The 21,402-nt window shown below is 65.7% G+C and carries 22 protein-coding genes and 1 pseudogene; 13 read left to right on the top strand and 10 right to left on the bottom strand.

Annotated elements, in window-relative coordinates:
• The first annotated feature begins 97 nt into the window (after positions 1 to 97).
• The 10 genes from ACZY0B_RS16270 (at position 98) to ACZY0B_RS16225 (ending at position 10,505) form a co-directional block, all read left to right on the top strand.
• Positions 98 to 292: a ubiquitin-like protein Pup gene (locus ACZY0B_RS16270; protein WP_144206034.1), complete on the top strand. Its 195-nt coding sequence runs from the start codon at positions 98 to 100 to the stop codon at positions 290 to 292.
• Entirely contained in the window at positions 289 to 1,170 is an 882-nt protein-coding gene (gene prcB, locus ACZY0B_RS16265) for a proteasome subunit beta (protein WP_463765165.1), read from the top strand. The genes ACZY0B_RS16270 and prcB overlap by 4 nt, the downstream gene beginning before the upstream one ends.
• Positions 1,167 to 1,940 carry a proteasome subunit alpha gene (prcA, locus tag ACZY0B_RS16260; protein WP_463765164.1) on the top strand — a complete coding sequence of 258 codons (774 nt, stop codon included), beginning with the start codon at positions 1,167 to 1,169 and terminating at the stop codon, positions 1,938 to 1,940. Before prcB ends, prcA begins: the two co-directional genes overlap by 4 nt.
• A 56-nt stretch (positions 1,941 to 1,996) precedes the next feature.
• A complete protein-coding gene (gene pafA / locus ACZY0B_RS16255; RefSeq protein ID WP_463765163.1) occupies positions 1,997 to 3,355 on the top strand; it encodes a Pup--protein ligase in 1,359 nt (452 codons plus the stop codon).
• Between the two features lie 193 nt (positions 3,356 to 3,548).
• Positions 3,549 to 4,538 (top strand): helix-turn-helix transcriptional regulator, encoded by a 990-nt coding sequence (locus ACZY0B_RS16250; protein ID WP_463765162.1) that lies wholly within the window; start codon positions 3,549 to 3,551, stop codon positions 4,536 to 4,538.
• A 49-nt stretch (positions 4,539 to 4,587) separates the two neighbouring features.
• A complete protein-coding gene (locus ACZY0B_RS16245) occupies positions 4,588 to 5,559 on the top strand; it encodes a helix-turn-helix transcriptional regulator (protein WP_463765161.1) in 972 nt (323 codons plus the stop codon).
• Between the two features lie 72 nt (positions 5,560 to 5,631).
• Positions 5,632 to 5,898 carry a Sec-independent protein translocase subunit TatA gene (gene tatA, locus ACZY0B_RS16240; RefSeq protein ID WP_463765160.1) on the top strand — a complete coding sequence of 89 codons (267 nt, stop codon included), beginning with the start codon at positions 5,632 to 5,634 and terminating at the stop codon, positions 5,896 to 5,898.
• A 43-nt stretch (positions 5,899 to 5,941) separates the two neighbouring features.
• The gene (gene tatC, locus ACZY0B_RS16235) at positions 5,942 to 6,910 is read left to right on the top strand and encodes a twin-arginine translocase subunit TatC (RefSeq protein ID WP_463765159.1); all 969 of its coding nucleotides are present in this window, start codon (positions 5,942 to 5,944) and stop codon (positions 6,908 to 6,910) included.
• Positions 6,911 to 6,934: 24 nt separating this feature from the next.
• Positions 6,935 to 9,685: a DEAD/DEAH box helicase gene (locus ACZY0B_RS16230; RefSeq protein WP_463765229.1), complete on the top strand. Its 2,751-nt coding sequence runs from the start codon at positions 6,935 to 6,937 to the stop codon at positions 9,683 to 9,685.
• A gap of 55 nt (positions 9,686 to 9,740) precedes the next feature.
• Positions 9,741 to 10,505 carry a DUF4333 domain-containing protein gene (locus ACZY0B_RS16225; protein WP_463765158.1) on the top strand — a complete coding sequence of 255 codons (765 nt, stop codon included), beginning with the start codon at positions 9,741 to 9,743 and terminating at the stop codon, positions 10,503 to 10,505.
• A gap of 4 nt (positions 10,506 to 10,509) precedes the next feature.
• Here ACZY0B_RS16225 and ACZY0B_RS16220 read toward each other — a convergent pair whose 3' ends face one another.
• Positions 10,510 to 11,466 carry a 5'-3' exonuclease gene (locus ACZY0B_RS16220; RefSeq protein WP_463765157.1) on the bottom strand — a complete coding sequence of 319 codons (957 nt, stop codon included), beginning with the start codon at positions 11,464 to 11,466 and terminating at the stop codon, positions 10,510 to 10,512.
• Positions 11,467 to 11,569: 103 nt separating this feature from the next.
• On the opposite strand from ACZY0B_RS16220, the gene ACZY0B_RS16215 reads away from it, so the two are divergent.
• Positions 11,570 to 12,706: a M24 family metallopeptidase gene (locus tag ACZY0B_RS16215; RefSeq protein WP_463765156.1), complete on the top strand. Its 1,137-nt coding sequence runs from the start codon at positions 11,570 to 11,572 to the stop codon at positions 12,704 to 12,706.
• On the opposite strand, the gene ACZY0B_RS16210 is transcribed toward ACZY0B_RS16215, so the two are convergent.
• Genes ACZY0B_RS16210 through ACZY0B_RS16195 form a run of 4 tightly spaced genes read right to left on the bottom strand, consistent with a single transcriptional unit; the run spans position 12,703 to position 16,616 of the window.
• Positions 12,703 to 13,230, bottom strand: coding sequence for a hypothetical protein (locus tag ACZY0B_RS16210; RefSeq protein ID WP_463765155.1), 528 nt, complete (start codon positions 13,228 to 13,230; stop codon positions 12,703 to 12,705). The two genes, ACZY0B_RS16215 and ACZY0B_RS16210, sit on opposite strands and share 4 nt — an antisense overlap.
• A gap of 20 nt (positions 13,231 to 13,250) precedes the next feature.
• On the bottom strand, positions 13,251 to 15,134 hold the full coding sequence (locus ACZY0B_RS16205; RefSeq protein ID WP_463765154.1) for a putative alpha/beta hydrolase: 1,884 nt from the start codon (positions 15,132 to 15,134) through the stop codon (positions 13,251 to 13,253).
• Positions 15,116 to 15,430, bottom strand: coding sequence for a DUF2563 family protein (locus tag ACZY0B_RS16200; RefSeq protein ID WP_463765153.1), 315 nt, complete (start codon positions 15,428 to 15,430; stop codon positions 15,116 to 15,118). The genes ACZY0B_RS16205 and ACZY0B_RS16200 overlap by 19 nt, the downstream gene beginning before the upstream one ends.
• Before the next feature lie 49 nt (positions 15,431 to 15,479).
• A complete protein-coding gene (locus ACZY0B_RS16195; RefSeq protein ID WP_463765151.1) occupies positions 15,480 to 16,616 on the bottom strand; it encodes a DUF5631 domain-containing protein in 1,137 nt (378 codons plus the stop codon).
• A 603-nt stretch (positions 16,617 to 17,219) separates the two neighbouring features.
• Between ACZY0B_RS16195 and ACZY0B_RS16190 the strand changes: the two genes are divergently transcribed.
• Positions 17,220 to 17,603, top strand: coding sequence for a hypothetical protein (locus tag ACZY0B_RS16190; protein WP_463765150.1), 384 nt, complete (start codon positions 17,220 to 17,222; stop codon positions 17,601 to 17,603).
• Positions 17,604 to 17,632: 29 nt separating this feature from the next.
• On the opposite strand, the gene ACZY0B_RS16185 is transcribed toward ACZY0B_RS16190, so the two are convergent.
• From ACZY0B_RS16185 to ACZY0B_RS16175, 3 genes are all read right to left on the bottom strand, one after another.
• Positions 17,633 to 18,085: a hypothetical protein gene (locus ACZY0B_RS16185; RefSeq protein WP_463765149.1), complete on the bottom strand. Its 453-nt coding sequence runs from the start codon at positions 18,083 to 18,085 to the stop codon at positions 17,633 to 17,635.
• Positions 18,086 to 18,457: 372 nt separating this feature from the next.
• Positions 18,458 to 18,907, bottom strand: coding sequence for a hypothetical protein (locus ACZY0B_RS16180; RefSeq protein ID WP_463765148.1), 450 nt, complete (start codon positions 18,905 to 18,907; stop codon positions 18,458 to 18,460).
• Between the two features lie 137 nt (positions 18,908 to 19,044).
• Complete coding sequence (locus ACZY0B_RS16175) at positions 19,045 to 19,962, bottom strand: hypothetical protein (protein WP_463765147.1); 918 nt, start codon at positions 19,960 to 19,962, stop codon at positions 19,045 to 19,047.
• Between ACZY0B_RS16175 and ACZY0B_RS16170 the strand changes: the two genes are divergently transcribed.
• A complete protein-coding gene (locus tag ACZY0B_RS16170) occupies positions 19,924 to 20,412 on the top strand; it encodes a hypothetical protein (RefSeq protein WP_463765146.1) in 489 nt (162 codons plus the stop codon). The two genes, ACZY0B_RS16175 and ACZY0B_RS16170, sit on opposite strands and share 39 nt — an antisense overlap.
• 54 nt (positions 20,413 to 20,466) lie before the next feature.
• Here ACZY0B_RS16170 and ACZY0B_RS16165 read toward each other — a convergent pair whose 3' ends face one another.
• Both ACZY0B_RS16165 and ACZY0B_RS16160 read right to left on the bottom strand, forming a co-directional pair.
• Complete coding sequence (locus ACZY0B_RS16165) at positions 20,467 to 20,784, bottom strand: hypothetical protein (RefSeq protein ID WP_463765145.1); 318 nt, start codon at positions 20,782 to 20,784, stop codon at positions 20,467 to 20,469.
• A gap of 10 nt (positions 20,785 to 20,794) precedes the next feature.
• Positions 20,795 to 21,402 (bottom strand): annotated as a pseudogene (locus tag ACZY0B_RS16160) (EspA/EspE family type VII secretion system effector); the annotation flags it as partial.

The raw sequence follows: 21,402 nt of genomic DNA, 5'->3' as shown, positions 1-21,402 counted from the left end.
TTGTTAACCGAAGAACGTCGGCTTTGACCGGTAGGGTAGAGATACCAACGGGCATGTTTAAGCGGCCAGTGAACAGCCCACGAAGCAGGAGGCGGCGATGGCGCAGGAGCAGACCAAGCGTGGCGGAGGCGGCGACGACGACGATGACGTCGTTGGCACCACCGCCGCGGGTCAAGAGCGTCGCGAGAAACTGACCGAGGAAACCGACGATCTGCTCGACGAGATTGACGACGTCCTTGAGGAAAACGCGGAGGACTTCGTTCGTGCGTACGTCCAAAAGGGCGGACAGTGACCTGGCCTTTTCCCGATCGTCTGCCCACTAACTCGTCGCTACCCGGATTCTCCGCCATAAATACGTCCTCATTCGCCGACCTGTTGCGCCGCCAGGCGCCGGAATTGCTACCCGCAGTGCTGGGCGGCGGCGGTGGCCAATCCGGTGGTGACGCCGGGCATCTGCCGCACGGCACCACGATCGTCGCCCTGAAATACCCCGGTGGTGTGGTCATCGCCGGTGACCGGCGCTCCACGCAGGGCAACATGATCGCCGGCCGCGACGTCAAGAAGGTCTACATCACCGACGACTACACCGCGACCGGCATCGCCGGCACGGCCGCGATCGCCGTCGAATTCGCCCGCCTCTACGCCGTGGAGCTCGAGCACTACGAGAAGCTGGAAGGCGTACCGCTCACCTTCGCCGGCAAGGTAAACCGGCTCGCGATCATGGTGCGCGGCAACCTCGCCGCCGCGATGCAGGGGCTGGTGGCGCTGCCGCTGCTGGCGGGCTACGACATCCACGCCGCCGATCCGGAAAGCGCCGGGCGCATTGTGTCTTTCGATGCGGCGGGCGGCTGGAACATCGAGGAAGAGGGCTACCAGTCGGTGGGGTCGGGGTCGATCTTCGCCAAGTCCTCGATCAAGAAGCTGTACGCCCGAGTCACCGACCTCGATTCCGCGCTGCGGGTGGCCGTGGAGGCGCTGTACGACGCCGCCGACGACGACTCCGCTACCGGGGGACCGGATCTGGTTCGCGGCATCTTCCCCACGGCGGTCGCCATCGGGGCCGAAGGAGCTGCCGACGTGCCCGAGAGCCGCATCGCCGAGCTGGCCCGCGAGGTCATCGAAAGCCGCTCGCGCGCCGACACTTTCGGCCCGGATGGCGGTGAGAAGTGAGCTTCCCGTATTTCATCTCGCCTGAGCAGGCGATGCGTGAGCGCAGCGAGCTCGCGCGCAAGGGCATCGCGCGGGGCCGTAGCGTGGTGGCGCTGGCCTACGCCGGCGGCGTGCTGTTCGTCGCCGAGAACCCGTCGCGCTCCCTGCAGAAGATCAGCGAACTCTACGACCGGGTCGGCTTCGCGGCCGCCGGCAAGTTCAACGAATTCGACAATCTGCGTCGCGGTGGCATCCAGTTCGCCGACACCCGCGGCTACGCCTACGACCGCCGCGACGTCACCGGCCGCCAGCTGGCCAACGTCTACGCGCAGACCCTGGGCACCATCTTCACCGAGCAGGCCAAGCCCTACGAGGTCGAGTTATGCGTCGCGGAGGTCGCCCACTACGGCCAGACCAAACCGCCTGAGTTGTACCGGATCACCTACGACGGGTCCATCGCCGACGAGCCGCACTTCGTGGTGATGGGCGGCACCACCGAGCCGATCGCGACCGCGCTCAAGGAGTCGTACGCCGAAAACGCCGACCTGCGCGACGCTTTGGGGATCGCGGTCGACGCGCTGCGGGCCGGCAGTGCCGACTCCCCGAACGGCGACCAGCCGACACTGGACGTGACCAGCCTCGAGGTCGCCATCCTGGACGTCAACCGGCCGCGGCGCGCGTTCCGGCGGATCGGTCGGCACACCCTGGAAAACCTCCTGCAGGAGGTGGATTCGAAGGGCTCGGAATCCAACGGCGACGCCGCGGATCCTGACGACGCGTCTTCGGATTAAACCCGCGGGCGCGGCTTCTTCACCGTCGCGGTTAGACAACCAGTACCCTCGATTGTGTGCAGCGACGAATCATGGGCATCGAGACTGAGTTCGGTGTCACCTGCACGTTCCACGGCCATCGTCGCCTGTCGCCGGACGAGGTAGCCCGCTACCTTTTCCGTCGGGTGGTGTCCTGGGGACGCAGCTCCAACGTCTTCTTGCGCAACGGCGCCCGCCTGTACCTCGACGTCGGCAGCCACCCCGAGTACGCCACCGCCGAGTGCGACAGCCTGGTGCAGCTGGTCACCCACGACCGGGCCGGGGAATGGGTGCTGGAAGACCTGCTGGTAGACGCCGAGCAGCGGCTTGCCGACGAAGGCATCGGCGGCGACATCTACCTGTTCAAGAACAACACCGACTCGGCGGGCAACTCCTACGGCTGCCACGAGAATTATCTGATCGTGCGGGCCGGCGAGTTCTCCCGGATCTCCGATGTGCTGCTGCCGTTCCTGGTCACCCGCCAGCTGATCTGCGGGGCGGGCAAGGTGCTGCAGACACCCAAGGCCGCGACGTTCTGCCTTTCCCAACGCGCCGAGCACATCTGGGAAGGCGTCTCCTCGGCGACCACCCGTAGTCGCCCCATCATCAACACCCGCGACGAGCCGCACGCCGACGCCGAGAAGTACCGGCGACTGCACGTCATCGTCGGCGACTCGAACATGTGCGAGACCTCCACGATGCTCAAGGTGGGCACCGCCGCGCTGGTGCTCGAGATGATCGAATCCGGTGTGCCGTTCCGCGACTTCTCGCTGGACAACCCGATCCGCGCGATCCGCGAGGTCAGCCACGACGTCACCGGCCGCCGCCCGGTGCGCTTGGCCGGCGGGCGTCAGGCCAGCGCGCTGGACATCCAGCGCGAGTACTACAGCCGCGCCGTCGAGCACCTGCAGACCCGGGAGCCCAACGCTCAGATCGAGCAGGTCGTCGACCTGTGGGGCCGGCAGCTGGACGCCGTCGAAAGCCAGGACTTCGCCAAGGTCGACACCGAGATCGACTGGGTGATCAAGCGCAAACTGTTCCAGCGCTATCAGGACCGCTACAACATGGAGCTGTCCGACCCGAAGATCGCCCAGCTCGACCTGGCGTATCACGACATCAAGCGCGGCCGCGGGGTCTTCGACCTGCTGCAGCGCAAGGGTCTGGCCGCTCGCGTCACCACCGACGAGGACATCGCCGAAGCCGTTGACAACCCGCCTCAGACCACCCGCGCTCGGCTGCGTGGCGAGTTCATCAGCGCCGCCCAGGCGGCCGGCCGCGACTTCACCGTCGACTGGGTTCACCTCAAGCTCAACGACCAGGCGCAACGCACCGTGCTGTGCAAAGACCCCTTCCGGGCGGTCGACGAGCGGGTCAAGCGGCTCATCGCCAGCATGTAGCTCGCGGTCACACCAGTCACACTGGCCCCGGCGTGGCGTCCCATGGTTCAACCGCAAAGTCGATAGCGCATGCGATATCAACTTTGAGAAGGGACTGTGCCCGACCAAACGGGGGCTCATGTGGCTGGTGTGGCCAAAGTGACGTTGGCGAGTCGGTGCACGCGCGGGGTGCGGGCCATCTAACCTGGAGCAAATGGCGACCTCGAAAGTCGAACGGCTGGTCAATCTCGTCATCGCCCTGCTGTCCACTCGCGGCTACATCACCGCGGAAAAAATCCGCTCCAGCGTGGCGGGATATTCGGAAAGCCCCAGCCTTGAGGCCTTTTCCCGGATGTTCGAACGCGACAAGAACGAGCTGCGTGACCTCGGCATCCCCCTCGAGGTCGGTCGGGTGTCGGCGCTGGACCCCACCGAGGGCTACCGCATCAACCGGGACGCGTACTCGCTGCCGGCGGTCGAGCTGACCGCGGATGAGGCGGCGGCGGTCGCCGTCGCCACCCAGCTGTGGGAGTCGCCCGAGCTGATCACTGCCACCCAGGGTGCGCTGCTCAAGCTGCGCGCCGCCGGCGTCGACGTGGATCCCGAAGCCCCGGTGGCGATCGCCTCCCCGGAGGGCGTGCCGGGCCTGCGCGGGTCCGAGCAAGTGCTCGGAATCCTGTTGTCCGCCATCGACTCCCGGCAGGCCGTGCAGTTCCCGCATCGGCCGTCACGCGCCGAGCCCTACACCATGCGCACGGTCGAGCCATGGGGCGTGGTCACCGAAAAGGGCCGTTGGTATCTCGTCGGCCACGACCGTGATCGCGACGCCACCCGCACCTTCCGGCTCTCCCGCATCGGCGCCGAGGTTGCGCCAATCGGGCCGGCCGGCGCCGTCACCACCCCCGAGGGGATCGACCTGCGCAGGATCGTCGCCCAGACGGTCGCCGAGACGCCGACCGGCGCGCGGGCCCTGGTGTGGGTCGCCGACGGGCGGGCCACCGCGTTGCGGCGCGCCGGACGGTCCACCGGCGCCCGGCAACTGGGCGGCCGCGACGGCGAAGTGATCGAAATCGACATCAGCTCAACCGACCGGCTGGCCCGCGAAATCGCCGGATACGGAGCCGACGCCGTCGTACTAGAGCCGCAACCGCTGCGCGAGGATGTGCTGGCCCGGCTGCGCGCCCACGCGGAGGAGTTGGCATGACCCGCGTCGACGACGATGCAGAGCGCAGCGATGAGGAGGAGCGGCGCCCATGACCCCCGTGTCCACCCGCCTGGTCCGGCTGCTCAACATGGTGCCGTATTTCCAGGCCAATCCGCGGATCACCCGCGCCGAGGCCGCCGCCAAGCTCGGGGTGTCGGCCAAACAGCTGGAAGAGGACCTCAACCAGCTGTGGATGTGCGGGCTTCCCGGCTACTTCCCGGGTGATCTGATCGACTTCGAGTTCTCCGGCGACACCATCGAGGTCACGTTCTCGGCGGGCATCGACCGGCCGCTCAAGCTCACCTCGCCGGAGGCCACCGGCCTGCTGGTCGCGCTGCGGGCGCTGGCCGACATTCCGGGCGTGGTCGATCCGGAGGCGGCGCGCAGCGCGATCGCCAAGATCGCCGCCGCGGCCGGTGCCGTCGGACATGACGCCACGAGCTCGGTGACGGCTATCGACGAGCCGGCGCCGATCGAGAACCGGGCCGCGGCCACCGTGCGCACGGCCGTGCAGTACAAGCACGCGCTGGCCATCGACTACTACTCCGCCTCACACGACACGCTGACCAGCCGAATCGTCGACCCCATCCGGGTGCTGCTGATCGGCGGTCACAGCTACCTGGAGGCCTGGTCCCGGGAAGCCGAAGGAGTGCGGCTGTTCCGATTCGACCGGATCGTCGAGGCCACCGAGCTGGGCGAGCCGGCCGCCCCACCGGAGCCGGCCCTGCAGGCGCGGCCGGACACGTCGCTGTTCGACGGCGATCCGTCCCTGCCGTCGGCCAGGCTGCGGGTGGCGCTCTCGGCGTCGTGGATGTTCGAGTACTACCCGATGCGCGACGTACGCGAGCTGCCGGACGGATCGTGCGAGGCGGTCATGACTTATGCCTCCGAGGACTGGATGACACGCCTGGTGCTGGGATTCGGGCCGGACGTGCAGGTGGTTGAACCGCCGTCGCTCGCGCAGCGGGTACGGGATGCCGCGGCGGCGGCCTTGGAGTCCTACCAGGCAGTGACGTCCTGACCGCACGGCGCGGGCACACCGGCAGTTGGCTCAGCTGCGGTAGCATCGGGTGGACGTCTGGAGGTAATCAAAGTGGGCAGTCTTAGTCCCTGGCACTGGGCGATCCTCGCGGTCGTCGTAATCCTGCTGTTCGGTGCCAAGAAGCTCCCGGACGCAGCGCGCTCGCTGGGCAAGTCGATGCGCATCTTCAAGTCCGAGCTGCGTGAAATGCAGACGGAAAGCAAGTCCGACGCGCCTTCCATCGAAACCCCTGCCGCGGCCCCCCAGCCGGTGCAGTCGCAGCGGGTCGACCCGTCGGCGACCCCCGAGCAGGGCCACACTGAAGCGCGCCCCGCTTAGCCGGGCATCGGCCGCGGTGCCCGAGCGCCATTGACCGACCGTCGTGAAAACACTCAAGACTTCAGCGCGCACTGCTGCGTTCCTGAAGCACCTCAACCCGCGCAATAGGCGCAGTCGGACCAATCCCGACGCGACGATGTCGCTGGTCGATCACCTCACCGAGCTGCGCACCCGGCTGCTGATCTCGCTGGCCGCGATCCTGGTCACCACGATTCTGGGATTCGTGTGGTACGGGCATCCGCTGTTCGGGCTGGAGAGCCTGGGCGAGTGGCTACGCCATCCCTACTGCTCGCTGCCGCAGTCGGCGCGCGCGAGCATCAGCGCCGACGGGCAGTGCCGATTGCTGGCCACCGCGCCGTTCGACCAGTTCATGCTGCGGCTCAAGGTCGGCATGACGGCCGGGATCGTGCTGGCCTGCCCCGTGTGGTTCTACGAGCTGTGGGCGTTCATCACGCCCGGCCTTTATCAGAAGGAACGCCGCTTCGCGATCGGGTTCGTGATCCCCGCCGCGGTGCTGTTCATCGGCGGCTCGGTGCTGGCCTACTTCGTGCTGTCCAAGGCGCTGAACTTCCTGCTGACCGTCGGCAGCGACGTGCAGGTGACCGCGCTGTCCGGGGACCGCTACTTCGGCTTCCTGATCAATCTGCTGGTGGTATTCGGCGTCAGCTTCGAGTTCCCGCTGCTGATCGTCATGCTCAACATGGCGGGCATTCTCACCTATCAAAAGCTCAAAGCGTGGCGGCGCGGCATGATCTTCGGAATGTTCGTGTTCGCGGCGATATTCACGCCCGGCTCGGACCCGTTTTCGATGACCGCGCTGGGGGTAGCGCTGTCCGTGCTGCAAGAGCTGGCCATCCAAATCGCCCGCATCCACGACAAGCGAAAAGCCAAGCGCGAAGCCCAAACTCAGATCTCGGATGACGAAGCATCGGTCATCGAGCCGGCCCAGCCGATATCCGAGCCGGCACCGGAACCGTCGTTCATCGCCGGGCAACACGACGACGTGACGTAGATGCCGACGGCACCAGACGACGGTGTGGCCGAGTTGACCGAGCTGCCTCGGTTCACCGCGCAACTGCCGTTTGCGCTCGACGACTTCCAGACGCGGGCCTGCGCCGCACTCGAACGGGGTCATGGCGTTCTGGTCTGCGCGCCAACGGGCGCCGGAAAGACGGTGGTCGGCGAATTCGCCGTACACCTGGCGCTGGCGGGTGGCGGTAAGTGCTTCTACACCACCCCGCTCAAGGCACTGAGCAACCAGAAGCACACCGATCTGACGGCGCGCTATGGCCGCGACCGGATCGGGCTGTTGACCGGCGACGTGTCGCTGAACGCCGATGCGCCCGTGGTGGTCATGACCACCGAAGTGCTGCGCAACATGCTCTACGCGGATTCGGCTGCGCTGCAAGGGCTTTCCCATGTAGTGATGGACGAGGTGCATTTCCTGGCCGACCGGATGCGGGGCCCGGTGTGGGAGGAGGTGATCCTGCATCTGCCCGACGAGGTGCGACTGGTCAGCCTGTCGGCAACGGTGAGCAACGCCGAGGAGTTCGGCGGCTGGATCCAGACCGTGCGCGGCGACACGACGGTGGTGGTCGACGAGCACCGGCCGGTGCCGCTGTGGCAACACGTTCTCGTCGGCAAGCGTTTGTTGGACCTGTTCGACTACGAGAACGAGAAACCGGCCGCCGATCGTTCGCCGCGCGTGAATCCCGAACTGCTGCGCCACATCGCGCATCGCCGCGACGCGGACCGGATGAGCGACTGGCAGCCCCGGCACCGCGGTTCCGGACGGCCGGGCCGTCCGCGCTTCTACCGGCCGCCCGCGCGCCCGGACGTGATCGCGACGCTGGACTCCGAAGGGCTGTTGCCGGCGATCACGTTCGTGTTCTCCCGGGCCGGTTGCGACGCCGCGGTTCAGCAGTGCCTGCGCTCGCCGCTGCGGCTCACCAGCGAGGAGGAACGCGCTCAGATCGCCGAGGTGATCGAGCACCGGTGCTCAGACCTCGCGGAAGCCGACCTCGCGGTGCTCGGCTACTACGAGTGGCGGGAAGGACTGCTGCGCGGTTTGGCGGCCCACCACGCCGGCATGCTGCCGGCCTTCCGGCACACGGTCGAGGAGCTGTTCACCGCGGGCCTGGTCAGGGCGGTGTTCGCCACCGAAACCCTGGCGCTCGGCATCAACATGCCCGCCCGCACCGTGGTGCTGGAGCGGCTGGTGAAGTTCAACGGCGAGGCACACGTGCCGCTGACGCCGGGGGAGTACACCCAGTTGACGGGGCGGGCCGGCCGGCGCGGCATCGATGTCGAGGGTCACGCGGTGGTGCTCTGGCATCCCGGCGAGGAGACCTCGGAGCCGTCGGCGGTGGCCGGGCTCGCGTCGACCCGGACCTTCCCGCTGCGCAGCTCGTTCACCCCGTCGTACAACATGACCATCAATCTGGTGCAGCACATGGGCCCGGAGCAGGCGCATCAGCTGCTGGAGCAGTCGTTCGCGCAGTATCAGGCCGACCGCTCCGTCGTCGGATTGGTCCGCGGCATCGACCGGGGTAAGCGGATGGCCGACGAGATCGCTGCCGAGCTCGGCGGGGCCCAGGCGCCGATCCTGGAATACGCCCGGATGCGTGCGCGGATTTCGGAGATGGAGCGCGCGCAGTCAAGGGCGTCGAGGCTGCACCGACGGCAGGCCGCCAACCAGGCGCTGGCCGGGCTGCGCCGCGGCGACATCATCACCATCACCCACGGCCGGCACAGCGGGCTGGCCGTGGTGCTGGAATCGGCGCGCGACGGCGACGACCCGCGGCCGCTGGTGCTCACCGAACACCGTTGGGCGGGCCGGATTTCGTCGGCCGACTACTCGGGTGCTTCCGAGCCGGTCGGATCGATGTCGCTGCCCAAGCGGGTCGAACACCGTCAGCCGAGGGTGCGCCGCGATCTGGCCTCGGCGCTGCGGTCGGCCGCCGCCGGGCTGGACGTTCCGTCTCGCCGTCGCGCCGCGGATGCCGATGGCGGCTTCCACGACCCGGAGCTTGCGTCGTTGCGGGCGGAGTTGCGTCGCCACCCGGCGCACAACAGCCCGGGCGTCGAGGCGGGAGTCCGTGAGGCCGAGCGTTACCTGCGCATCGAACGCGACAACGCGCAGCTGGAAAAGAAGGTCGCCGCGGCGACCAACTCGCTGGCCCGCACGTTCGACCGGATCGTCGGGCTGCTCACGGAGCGCGAATTCATCAAGGGCTCCGCGACTGATCCGCGGGTCACCGACGACGGCCGGTTGTTGGCCCGGATCTACAGCGAGAGCGATCTGCTGGTCGCCGAATGCCTGCGCACCGGCGCGTGGGCCGAACTGAAGCCCGCCGAGTTGGCCGCGGTGGTGTCGTCGGTGCTCTACGAGACGCGCGGTGGCGACGGCCCCGGCGCTCCGTTTGCCGCTGAGGCGCCCACTCCGAAGTTGCGGCAGGCCCTGCAGCAGACAGCGAAGCTGTCGTTCGCGCTGCGCGCCGACGAGCAGACCCACCGCATCGCGCCGAGCCGCGAACCCGACGACGGCTTCGTCACCGTCATCCATCAATGGGCCCGGACCGGCGACCTGGCCGGCTCATTGGCCGCTGCCGACGCGACCGGCAGCGGTTCGCCCTTGTTGGCCGGGGATTTCGTACGGTGGTGTCGTCAGGTGCTCGATCTGTTGGACCAGGTTCGCAATGCCGCGCCGGATGCTGAACTGCGGGCCACGGCAAAGCGCGCCATCAACGATGTTCGGCGCGGCGTCGTCGCTGTTGACGCCGGGTAGGCTGGGCCCGAGCTACCGTTACAGGGCCAGGACACAAGGCGATTGAGGAGAAATGATGAGCGGACCGCACGGATCGGACCCGGGCCAGCAGTGGCAACCGCCCGGCGAGGGTGGCGATCGCTCGCAGGAACCGACTCAGGTGGGTCAGGTGGGCTCACCCTGGCAACAGCAGCAACCGCCGACCCAGGAGGGGACGTGGCAGGCCCCCGCGTACCCGCCGCCCGCCGACTACCCGCAATACCAGCAGCCTGCCGAGCACGCTTACCAGCAGCCCTACCCCCAGCAGCCACAGCCCGGATACGGTCAGCCGGGTCAGTATGGGCAGCCCGGTCAGTCGGGCCAGTACGGTCAGCCCGGCCAGTACGGTCAGTACGCGCAGCCGGGCCAGTACGGTCAGCCCGGCCAGTACGGTCAGCCGGGCCAATACGGTCAGCCGGGTCAATACCCGCAGCAGTACCCGGGCTACGAGCAACCGAAAAAGAAGCGTTCGATGGCGCTGATCGGCGGCGTGGGCGGAGCGATCGCCTTTCTGCTCATCGCGGTCGTGCTGGTGCTCGGCTTCTGGGAGCCCGGCTTCTTCGTCACCACCAAGCTGGACGTCAACAAGGCGCAGACCGGCGTGCAGCAGGTCCTGACTGACGAAACCAACGGCTACGGCGCGAAGAACGTCAAAGACGTCAAGTGCAACAACGGCACCGACCCCACCGTGACGAAGGGCGGCACGTTCGACTGCGCCGTCAGCATCGACGGCGCGCAGAAGCGCGTGACGGTGACCTTCCAGGACGACAAGGGCACCTACGAGGTCGGCCGGCCGCAGTAGCGCGTCACTGCGGCAGCGAGTCGAGCGCTTTCTGCAGACGGGCAATCGAGGACCCCACGCCGAATTCCGTGGCCAGCGCCGCGGTGCGCTGCGGGTCGGCGGCGGCCAGCGGTAGCTGGTCGGTGGGCGTCGACAGCGTGATCGGTGCATCGGTGGCCACCCGCACCACCTGACCGGCGGCCTCGATGTAGTCGGTCGCGGTCAGTAGTTTCGCCCGCAATCCCTTGGCCATCTTGGATTTCGGGTCGTGTGCGGCGGCCAGGATCTGCTCCAGCGAGCCGTGCTGCGCCAACAGCGTGGCGGCCGTCTTCTCGCCGACGCCCGGCACGCCGGGCAGGCCGTCGGACGGGTCACCGCGCAACAGCGCTAGTTCGGCGTAGGCCGGCCCGGCGCGGTCCACCGGCACGGAATAGTGTTCGGCCACCTCGGCGGGCCCGAACAAGGTGGCTTTGGCCAGGCCGCGGCCCAGATAGAGCACCCGAACCGGGACGGGATCGTCGGTGACCACCTGCATCAGGTCGCGGTCCCCGCTGACCACGACGACCGGGTCGTTGCTTTCCTGCGCCGCCAGCGTGCCCAGCACGTCGTCGGCCTCGAAGCCCTCCGCTCCCGCCGTCGTGATACCGAACGCGTCGAGGAGCTGCATGATCATCTCGACCTGCGGTGTCAGGTCGTCGGGCACTTCCTCGACGTCGGGCGTGCCCTGCGGCTCCGGCTCGGCCACCCGATGCGCCTTATACGACGGGATCAGGTCCACCCGGAACTGCGGGCGCCAATCCAGGTCGAGGCAGACCGCCAGCCGACCGGGCCGCTGTTGGGAGATGACGACGGCCATCGAGTCGATGAAACCGCGGACGGCGTTGACCGGCCGGCCGTCGGGAGCGGTGATCGACGACGGCACCCCGAAATACGAGCGGAACCACATGCTGGCGCCGTCGAGCAGCAACAGAGGTGCAGGCATGCGGGCTATCTTTTCACGGCGCCGAACGTCGAGTTGTTGTCGCCCATCCGGCGAAGTCACCACATCATCTCGACGTTCGACGGATGCGGTTAGCCTGGCTGCCATGGATTCTCACCGATTCGACGCCGCGGTCTACGCCCGTCGCCTGGCAGCGGCCGCCGCCGCGACCGGCGACGCCGGACTCGACGGCCTGGTGATCACCCCGGGATACGACCTGCGCTATCTCAGTGGGTCGCGGGCTCAGACGTTCGAGCGGCTGACCGCGCTGGTGGTGCCGGCCGCCGGTGACCCGACAGTGGTGGTGCCGCGGCTCGAGCTGGCCTCACTCAAGGGATCGGCGATTGCGGAGCTGGGTTTGACGGTGCGCGATTGGGTCGACGGCGACGACCCGTATCAGTTGGTGAGTGCGGCACTGGGCGGTGCTCCCGCCGCGACGGCCGTCACCGATTCCATGCCGGCGCTGCACCTATTGCCGTTGGCCGAGTTGCTCGGCCTATCACCGGTATTGGCCACCGACATCCTGCGCACGCTGCGGATGGTCAAGGAGGAGTGCGAGATCGACGCGCTGCGCAAGGCCGGTTCGGCCATCGACCGGGTGCATGCCCGGGTGCCGGAGTTCCTGCTCCCGGGCCGCACCGAGGCCGATGTCGCGGCGGATATCTCGGAAGCCATTGTTGCCGAAGGGCATTCGGAGGTGTCCTTCATCATCGTCGGCTCCGGCCCGCATGGCGCCGACCCGCACCACAGTTATTCGGATCGCGAATTGCAGGCCGGTGACATTGTCGTCGTCGACATCGGGGGAGCCTACGAACCCGGATACCACTCTGACTCAACGCGAACCTACAGCATCGGTGAGCCCAGTCCCGATGTCGCACAGCAGTATTCGCTACTACAGCGAGCCCAGCGGGCGGCGTTCAATGTGGTTCGTCCCGGGGTGACCGCCGAGCAGGTCGACGCCGCCGCCCGCGACGTGCTGGCCGAAGCGGGGCTCGCGGAGTTTTTCGTGCACCGCACCGGCCACGGCATCGGGCTCTCGGTGCACGAGGAGCCCTACATCATCAGCGGCAACGACCTGGCCTTGACTGCGGGTATGGCCTTTTCGATCGAACCGGGCATTTACTTTCCCGGCCATTGGGGCGCCCGCATCGAAGACATCGTCATCGTGACCGAAGACGGCGCCCTGGCCGTCAACAACCGGCCGCACGAGCTCGTCGTGGTGCCGGTGTCCGGGCAGCACTAGGGCTGCTGGATTTCCTTGCTGATATCGACCGGCACGATCGAGCCGTCGGTGCGGTGATCGGTGGTGTCACGGCATTCACCGTCGACATCGACCCGAGCGTGGCTGTTGAGTTCGACCCCGGCGGGTGGTCGCGGCGGCACGGTCAGGATGATGTTGACGTTGTCCTTCTTCAAGGTCGGCGCATGGGATTTGAAATCGGAATCGGTGCTCCACCCGTCGGCCACGAGTCCGTTGATCACCGCCTGGGCGTCGGCGGGTTCGCTGTGCGGGATGCCGGGCAGCCAGAACGACACCTTCGCAACGCCCCGAAATGGCGGCTCGCCCTGGTCGTTACACGATTCATAGCTGAACTTCGCCTCGGTCACCTGGCCGTGCAGGGCATTGACGATGTCGCGGGCGGCGTTGACGGCCTGGGCGCGGGCCTGTTGCGGGGATATCGGATTACGCACGGTCTCAGCGCATCCGGCGAGCACGAGGCCGATGGTTGACGCCGCGACGGCGATCCTGGTTGCGAGAGTCCACACTCGTCACTTCCTTTCTGCGGTTAGCCTGTCGGCGCGCTGTGCGTGTGCCCGGTGGTCGCCGAGCGGAAGGCCTCGGGGTCAAACCAATTCCCCATTCCGTATTCGCCGCGGTGCGGTGCCGTCATGCCGTCGTGCTCCAGCGCGTCACCGTGGCCGGAAACCACGTCGGCGATGCTGAACAACGACTCCGACCCATTATCGAAGTAGTGGGAATGGTCGTAAATCGGGTTGGCGGTATAGCCGGGAACTTCGGCTTTGAACCGGGTCGAGCCGTAGCCGTCGACGGACGGATCGTCGCCGAGTCCGCCCAGCGTCGGACCGAAGCCACCCGGTCCCGTCACATGACCGGGTGACCAGGTCACCGCATCGCCGGAGGCCGCGCCGACGTAGAGATGGCCACCCGGTGAGAGATGGAAATCGGCCGCGGTGTGGGCCAGATCGGTGCCGGGTGAGCCGACGAGTACCACATCGTTGGAATGCATGCCGTAGGCCGCCGCCGCATCCGAAACGACGGTGGATCCGTAAGAGTGGCCGACCACCGTCGTGTGCGTCGGTGCACCCTCGTGAGTGATCGCGAACGCGTTGACATCCGAGGCCAGCAGCTGGCCCCCGGTCCGTGCCATGTTCGGCTCGTACAGGCCGGGGTCGGTCACATCGTTCGGGGCGTCGTAGCCGATCCACATCACCACCGAGGTCGGCTTGCCCCGCGCAGCGCGGGCGGTTTCGTCATAGAGACGCACACCGTCGGGGTTGGCCAGAGTTCCTTCGAACACCCCGCTTCCCAACCCTTTCACCAGGACCGCGGTGTTGGCCGCCGCGTCGGGGTTGCCCATTGCGATGGCCGCGGCGCCCTCTCCGCCGAATGCGTCGGGCTGATACCGAACCAGGAATATGTCCGGATGCCTGTTCCAGGGGTCCACGGCTTCTCCGGATTTGGCCAAGCCCTCCTTGGTGCGACAGGCGTTGTTGTAGCGGGTGACCGCGGTGGGCGACAGCCCGTATTTGCCTGGATCGTTGAGCACGTCGTTGACAGCGATACCGTTCTGCTGGGCGAGGTCCTCGACGCGATGCAGGTCGTCGTTCAGCACGGCCATGTTGACCTGGCTGCGAGCGACGACGGGAACCCCGTTGAGATTTCCCAGATCTGGCGGATGCTGGGCGATCAGCCGGTCCTGCTGCTCTTTGGTCAGCGACTTCCACCACCGGTTGACGTCCTCGGTGCTGGCGCCCGGGGGTGGGAGCGGAATCGAATCCTCAGGTTTGGGAGGCGATTCCGGCGCATCCGCTCCTTGGATGGCCGCCCCGTCGTATCCATCGGTGCGCAGGGTCGTCAGTGACTTCTGCAGGTAGTCGGAGTAACCGCTGCGGATTGACTGAACCTGTGCGAGCGTTGATTTGGTGTCATCGATGGCTTGCTGTTCCAAGAGGCTGATGAGCGCATCCACCGCCGATCTATCCGCGGCGCTGAGGTGAGGGTCTTTCTCCAGTGCGAGTGCTTGGCCGAGTTGGTTGTCGATCTGCTGTAGTTCGTTCTCCAACGTCGCGATCAACGTCGAGCCGGTTCGTTGCGCTTCGGCCAGCGCGGCGGCGATGGTTTCCAGGTCGACGCCAATCTTGGGTAATTGCAGGGACTGTGCTCCCAGCTTCTGGGCGGTGCGTTGCACCTCGGCGGAGTCGTTGATCGGGTTGTCGCCGTTGTCGCGATTCCAGGACGCCTCAAAGCGGCTGCGCGCTTGTTCAAATGCGTTGGCGGACTCCGTCGTGCACCGACCTGCCCTGTGAAACGCCTGCGCCAAATCGGAAATCTGTGCGGGACGGCCACGTTGGAGGCTGTTGTTGATCGCCCAAGGGTCACCGCCGGCTTCGGCGATCAGCTGGGGAATGCTTATATAGCGGAGTTGCATCGCACGGCCCGCAGTTCCGCGGCGTTGTGCTCCTCCATCTCGGTGAACCGTGAGGCGGCCTCGTGGGCCTTGCCGCCGATTGTGGTCAGCGTTTCCCCGTGTGCCTGCAGGCCCTTCACATGCTCACCGTGGGCCGCGCTCACCGCTTCGTGAAACTCCTCCGCGGCGGAGAAGTCACCGAACATTCCCGACATCAGCGGTCCCCGCGACAGGCGATCGGCGGCGTCCTGAGCGTGCCCGCCAGCGCGGTGAGACTGGCTTCCCCCCGAATGCAGTAATCCAGTGTCGACGAACACCGCCACCCCTTCCGAGCTGGACTAAAGATTACTACCGCAGTCTTGGCGGTCAATTCACCTTGTGGCTGGTCGTGCTGCAGGCCTGGAACCAGGCGAGGTGATAGTTGGCTGCCGTCTTGTCGTCTGTTACCAGTGCCTCGATGGCGGCCAGCAGCTGCCAGTTGCCGACGTCGTGCGCGTCGACGTTCTCGGGGTAGCTGTCCAGAACGCGGGTGCTGATCTCGCGCAGATGCGTTTGCAGGAGATCGACCTCTTTGTCCAGCACTCCCGTGCCGCTGGTGGCGGCTTTGGCCAGCGTGTGGGCGAGTCGGGGTAGGCCATCGCGCCACTGGGTCGCCTGGTTGAGCTCCCAACCGAGCTCGTCGACGTCGGGCAGGCGGCGGGGGCGCGACGATGTGGGGACAGGTTCGTGTTCCTGGGGAACGTGATGGATTGGCGTGTAGCCGGCGGCAACGGTGACTTCGCCGAGCAGGGTTTCCAGGTCGCCGCGGCGTCGTTCGGGCGAGAGCAGCGTGACCGCTGCCGGGAGCTCGATGCCCGGCGGGATCCAGCCGCTGGCGAGATCGGTTGTGAGCACAGTGGTTTCGTCAGGGCGGTCTCCGGCCGCCCAGGCTAGGCGGGGTTGTTGGCGGGCGACCGCGGCCACCAGTCGCTCCAGCCGCGCCCGCGCGGTCGCGCTGGCCGACGCGGCGCCGGCGACCGCTCCGGTGGCGGTGGCTGCGACGGCCTCGGTTCCCAGACTCGACGGCGATGCTGGTGGCGCTGGCGGGGGGGTGGGACGCACGACGGTGGGGCCCGCGGGGCTGCTTTGTCCCGCTGAGGGATGCACCGGTGCAGAGCTTGCGATCGCCGACGGCGGGGGGCTCGATGGAAGGACGGGGGCGGAGGCCGTGGGGATCGTCGGCCGGATGTCCGAGGCGTAAGCGGGCAGCGGGCCCGAGGGTGCGGGCGCGGCAACGGCTGGACTGGCTGATCCCGCGACGACCTGCGGTGGCGCGGTTGCGTCGGGGGCTGCCGCGTGTGCGACGGCCGGTGCCTCATATGCCGGTGCGTTGACGGGGACGCTGCCCGCACCCGCGGTCGGAGTAGTCGGTAGGGCCTGCGGGTCCGGCGGTGGCATCTGCGGTGGCGGCACCGCACCCGCTGTTGCTGTGCCTGCCTGCATTCCCTTGTCGAAACTGTGCATCAAGTCGGCTGGTGTAACCGGCTGCACCGGACCTGTTGGCGCGACTGGTGCGCCGGTTAAGGGTGTTGCTCCGATCGTGGGCAGACCCGGACTCGGTGCGCTTACCGAGGCCGCGCCCGGGATGGAGGTGGCGCCGTGCACGGGTGCGGGTGCAGACGGCATGGGGCCCGCAGCCGGTGGTGGCGCGGCTCGAGGTGGAGTCTGTGGAAACGCCGCTGCCGCATTAATATTCATCGGTGAGCCCGGCACAGCCGAGGCTTGATGTGGGCCAACTGCTGGCTCCGCGTACTGTCCTCCGCCAGTAATATTCATCGCTGAACCAGGTGCACTGGCCGCAGGCACTTGAGGAGGTGGAGTGGTGGAGCCTGCCGGGTGGGTCAAGCCCATATTTGAGCCCGGGGGGTTCAGCATGCCCTGGACCTGTTTCTCCAAATTTGTCTGCTCGCCGGGACCACGGAACATCTGATCGAGATCGACGCCGTGGGCTTGAGCGAACTGACGCGCTGACTGCCCGGGTCCCTCGCCGTCGAGAATCCGCTGCATTGCATCGAGTACGTTGCCGCTATATTTCGCCGCTGCGAGATTGGACAGCGCTTGATACTGATGTATCGCAGCGACGATCTGCGGCACTTTGGCTTCCACGGGCTCCTTGGAGTTTTGAATTTCGTCTATCTGCTTGTTTCCCTCTTCGGCCAGATTAGTCAGATCGTGCTGGAGACTTGCCATGCTGTCATAGGTTGTTCCGTATGCGCTTTCCTTGGTGCCGTTTTTTTCGGCAACCTGGCGCGCCTGGTTCTCACCTTGACTGAAGGCGTTGCGAAGATCGTCGACTGTATAACCCTGCTGTTCGGCGAGTGGGCCGGTGCGAGCATTACGAAGCATTTCGGCAAAATGAATGAAGCCCGCTTTGATCTGTCCGCGGTTGATCCTCCCATGCGACAACGCCATCAAGTCTTGATCATCAGGCCACTGATGGCCCACGAGTAGAAATGACCATTTGCCTGGAGGAAAGGGGCTCATTTGCAGAGGCTTACGATCGTAGAAGTAGTATCATCGCCGGCGCGCAGCGACGATTCCATTTCCGCATTTGTGCGTCCATTTAGATAATCAACCGTATATTCTTGAAACAGACCTGCAAGCTTCCGAATTGCTGATGCCAGGTCCGGCGCGGTAGCAGGCTCCTCAGAAAGAGTGGTAGTCAGGTATTCGCTTCCGGCAAGTAGGGATTGTCGCGCGCCTGTCGCCACCGTCAGTTGCGATGTTGGGTCGCTCCCGAGGTCGCGACCCATACTGACGCCGATCGCACCGTGCACTTTCTCGTAAGCCGCGCACACCTTGGTCTTGGCATCTGCGACTTGTTGGGCGGTGTAAGTCGGAGGTGGTGGTGGTTTAGCGGGCAATGGCCGGAACCAGCCGATGATCGCGACACCGAGCGTCACTAGCAGGGCGATGACGAGGAACGCGAACACCGGCCACTGCCGCCTGCGTGGGGACGGCATTGGTGCTGGCCAAGGCGGTGGGACAGGCGATGCAGCAGGGGGTGGTCCGAAGTCCGACACGTTCTCAATCGTATCGTCCTGTTGCGATACCGGTAGTCACCTACGATGTCACAAAGGCAGTGCACCGGCGCATCAACTTCAAGCTTCCCAGGACATACCCGAGCCAAATTTTGCCCTGGTGACGCGTTTCGCTAGTCGTTGATCGTGTAGCTCCGCCGCCCAGCGCTCGGTCATTGCACAATTTGTCGCAAAATGATCAGACGGTGGTTTGATCCTCAGTTGCTCTGGAAATCAGAGTCATGAGTGCCGGAATTCAGGAGATTTGTCGCGCACATGGATCGATCATTTACACACCCCATCAATTCTTGATGTTGATTGGTCAACATTTTGAAATAAGGGATTTATTTCCGAATCGCTAGCATCGGCGAGATAGCCAACAGTAATCTGCAGGTACAAGTCGGCCAGTTGCCGAATTGCCGCAGCGAGGTCAGGATTTGTCGCCGGTTGCTCCGCAAGCTTGGTTAGCAAGTACCGGCTGCCGACATCTAGTGCCTGCCGCGAAGCTGTAGCGACGGCGAGCGTGGCAGTTGGGTCGCTAACGCCAGTCCGAGCACCGGCTACATCGAGTGCGCGGCGCACCTGCCGATAGGCGCCGCATATATCGGTCTTCGCGACAGCGACCTGCTGGTCGGTATAGACCGGCTTAGGTGGCGGAGCGGTGGAGTTGTTGCCGGGAACAGGGCGGAACCAGGACCCGACGGCAACGCCCAGTGCGAGCAGCGCGAACGCCAACGAAGTTATTGCAAGCCTTCCGGCAGAACGCTTAGGCGCGGTCGGCCCAATTGGCGCCGATTGCGGCACGGGGGGCTGCGCAAACGGCGGCTGAGGAGGCAGAGTCGACACGGTTTCGATCGTATCTTCGGCGCCCCCTAGCGGTTCGCGTCCTTATCGTCGTCATCGCGCTGTCGATCGGGCAAGATGATGCGCCGACTCGCGACCGGTTTACCCTCAACACGTTTGACGACTTCGGGCGTCGGCGGCGGGGTGGTGATACGGCCCTGGACTGGAGCGCCATTCTTCACTGACGGCGCGACAATGCGTTTGGTGTCGGGCTTCTCGTCTTTGCCTCCGCCACCCGCTCCGTGCATCGCACCTGGCGGCATCATTGGCATCGCGCCCATCGGCCCCCTCGACGCGCTCGTCGGTGCCGACGCACTCGGTGGCGGGCCAGAGGTGGTGCGCGACGACGCAGGCTCGGTACCGGCTGACGGGGCGGGAAGCGGATTGAGGCTCCCCGTTGGTGTGGTGGCGCCGAGCCCGCCCACACCGCCACCGCCTGCACCCGCACCACTCGTGGACCCCGTCAGTTCACCGGGAACGGCCGCGCCAGCTGCCGCCGCTCCTTCGGCGCCGTGCTGCATTGCGCCCATGCCGGCTTGCATCATCTGTTGTCCGATCTGGGCAGCCTGCTGCGGAAGCTGGCTCAACGGTTGGAGCAGACCTTGCATGGCACCCGAGATCCCGCCAGCTACGCCAGAGATCATCTGCGGAATCTGCTGCGCCATCTCAGCGGGACTGCCGACCTTCGCGGCTGACTCTGCTTCGTTCGCAGGAAACTTGCCCATAGCGTCAGCGGTTTTCGCGCCACGTTCGGCATGTCCGGTTTGAGCGTCGCCCATGTCGCTCGGATCGCCGCTGTTGGCGGCAAGGCCGAGCGCTCTAAGCAGCTGACTCAAAGGGACAGCCCCCGTAGCCAGCTGGTCGGGAGTGATCCCTGGCGGCGGCGGAAACCCGTCCAACTTGGCCAGGTGCTCGAGAATGATTCGGATTTCGTCGTCGCCACTCATGGCATCCTCCCGAGCACCGTTGAGTGGAACGATGCGAAGCTGTGGTTCCTCGCAGCACAACTGGCTCGCCTCAGTAGCGAACCAATGCCGATCAACATCTTCACCCCTGACCATTCGTGCCCCCCGGCCTTGGTAGCGAGGCTAATCACGGTATCGGTGCCGGTCAATTCACTGCTGGGTTCTAGAGCGCGTGCTCATCGAAAACCTGCAGATGACGGAGCCGTCGATTCAATTGTTAACGACAATATTACAGTCAAGATTGCGAATAACCCCACGAAAGCAATAACTCCCGTAAACGCTGCTAACGCACCCACAGAGAATGCTCTTGCCCGGCGGAACTTCATCGTGATTCCGCACAGTATCAAGGGCAGTGCGGGTGCAAAGAACCACAAGAATCCGAATGTAAAAAGTGTCGACATTACACCGGCAAACAGGCCGGCTAAGAGCTGAAGCGGGTGGTTCTGGGCGTACTCGAACGAATTGGTGCGCTCCGAAGGTCCCACGTCAGACCGTCCCCTGTGACGGCAGCACCACGGCCACAGTAGCGAATAATATGACTGACCACCCGGTCAGCGGCGCCAAGATAATACCTATCGCCGTACTGCGCCAGATTGACGTAGTAGCGTGCAAGTAGAGAATGATCCCGATTATGAGAATGAAAATAGAGACCGCCGAAAAGAATATGTAAAGCGTTTGCGTATAGATGTGCCCATCGGCAACTACTGACAACATTGCGACCATAATCGCCCAGAGGAGGCCCCCAGAGATCGCTCCAAAAAATACCGCGCGGATCCAGTCGATCGGCTCCTTCAGTTGACTCACTGCGCTCTCCCTATTTGGCTGGTGGCGGCGGCAGCATGACAACAGGATCATGCACGCCGATTTGTGGCGGATGCTCGACGGGCCCAAGGGGATACGTACCCGGTGGGCTCGCGACGAGCGGCGGGCCGATTGGGGCTACGGGGGGGATGTGGCCTGTATGCGGAAGGGCGGGGATCCTAGGACCTGGATACTGGTCGTTGAAGGACAGCTCAAGTGCCGGGTCACCAATCGGCTTGTGCCACCAAAGACCTGCCGCGGGGCCTCGGGCATCGTCCACGAAAAGAGGCCATGACTGGGCGAGCCGCAAGGTACTTCCGTCTGGCGCATCGCTATAAATCTCGATCGCTGGAAAATTGGTCACGTTGCCCCCGACGCGGGGCCCTCCGGATGTCGGTTCAATCGCTACGGTGCCATTCACGTCGAATGACATTGCCTTAGCGAGATCTTGTCCTCCTGGCGAGAATGGGTCGGCGGCGCTGTACTTGATCAATACTGCGCCGTTGCTCTGTTGGACAGCCGAGATGCTCGGTGTTCCAACCCGAATCTGGCCGGTCTTCTCGTCGACTGATGGGTTTTGGCGGGCAACGATGATGCCGTTCTCGTAGTCGACATAAATCG

The organism is Mycobacterium sp. IDUB_19, assembly GCF_055419445.1.
The sequence above is the reverse complement of the archived record's forward strand: the minus strand, read 5'-3'. Positions and strand labels throughout refer to the sequence as shown.

What these genes read in the sequence shown, in the direction of transcription:
- ACZY0B_RS16215 (WP_463765156.1), top strand. Translation starts at nt 11,570, where the DNA reads ATGGATTCTCACCGATTCGACGCCGCGGTCTACGCCCGTCGCCTGGCA.
- ACZY0B_RS16195 (WP_463765151.1), bottom strand. Translation starts at nt 16,616, where the DNA reads ATGCACAGTTTCGACAAGGGAATGCAGGCAGGCACAGCAACAGCGGGT.
- ACZY0B_RS16190 (WP_463765150.1), top strand. Translation starts at nt 17,220, where the DNA reads ATGTATCGCAGCGACGATCTGCGGCACTTTGGCTTCCACGGGCTCCTT.
- ACZY0B_RS16175 (WP_463765147.1), bottom strand. Translation starts at nt 19,962, where the DNA reads ATGAGTGGCGACGACGAAATCCGAATCATTCTCGAGCACCTGGCCAAG.
- ACZY0B_RS16220 (WP_463765157.1), bottom strand. Translation starts at nt 11,466, where the DNA reads ATGCCTGCACCTCTGTTGCTGCTCGACGGCGCCAGCATGTGGTTCCGC.
- ACZY0B_RS16245 (WP_463765161.1), top strand. Translation starts at nt 4,588, where the DNA reads ATGACCCCCGTGTCCACCCGCCTGGTCCGGCTGCTCAACATGGTGCCG.
- ACZY0B_RS16225 (WP_463765158.1), top strand. Translation starts at nt 9,741, where the DNA reads ATGAGCGGACCGCACGGATCGGACCCGGGCCAGCAGTGGCAACCGCCC.
- ACZY0B_RS16250 (WP_463765162.1), top strand. Translation starts at nt 3,549, where the DNA reads ATGGCGACCTCGAAAGTCGAACGGCTGGTCAATCTCGTCATCGCCCTG.
- ACZY0B_RS16205 (WP_463765154.1), bottom strand. Translation starts at nt 15,134, where the DNA reads ATGCAACTCCGCTATATAAGCATTCCCCAGCTGATCGCCGAAGCCGGC.
- ACZY0B_RS16270 (WP_144206034.1), top strand. Translation starts at nt 98, where the DNA reads ATGGCGCAGGAGCAGACCAAGCGTGGCGGAGGCGGCGACGACGACGAT.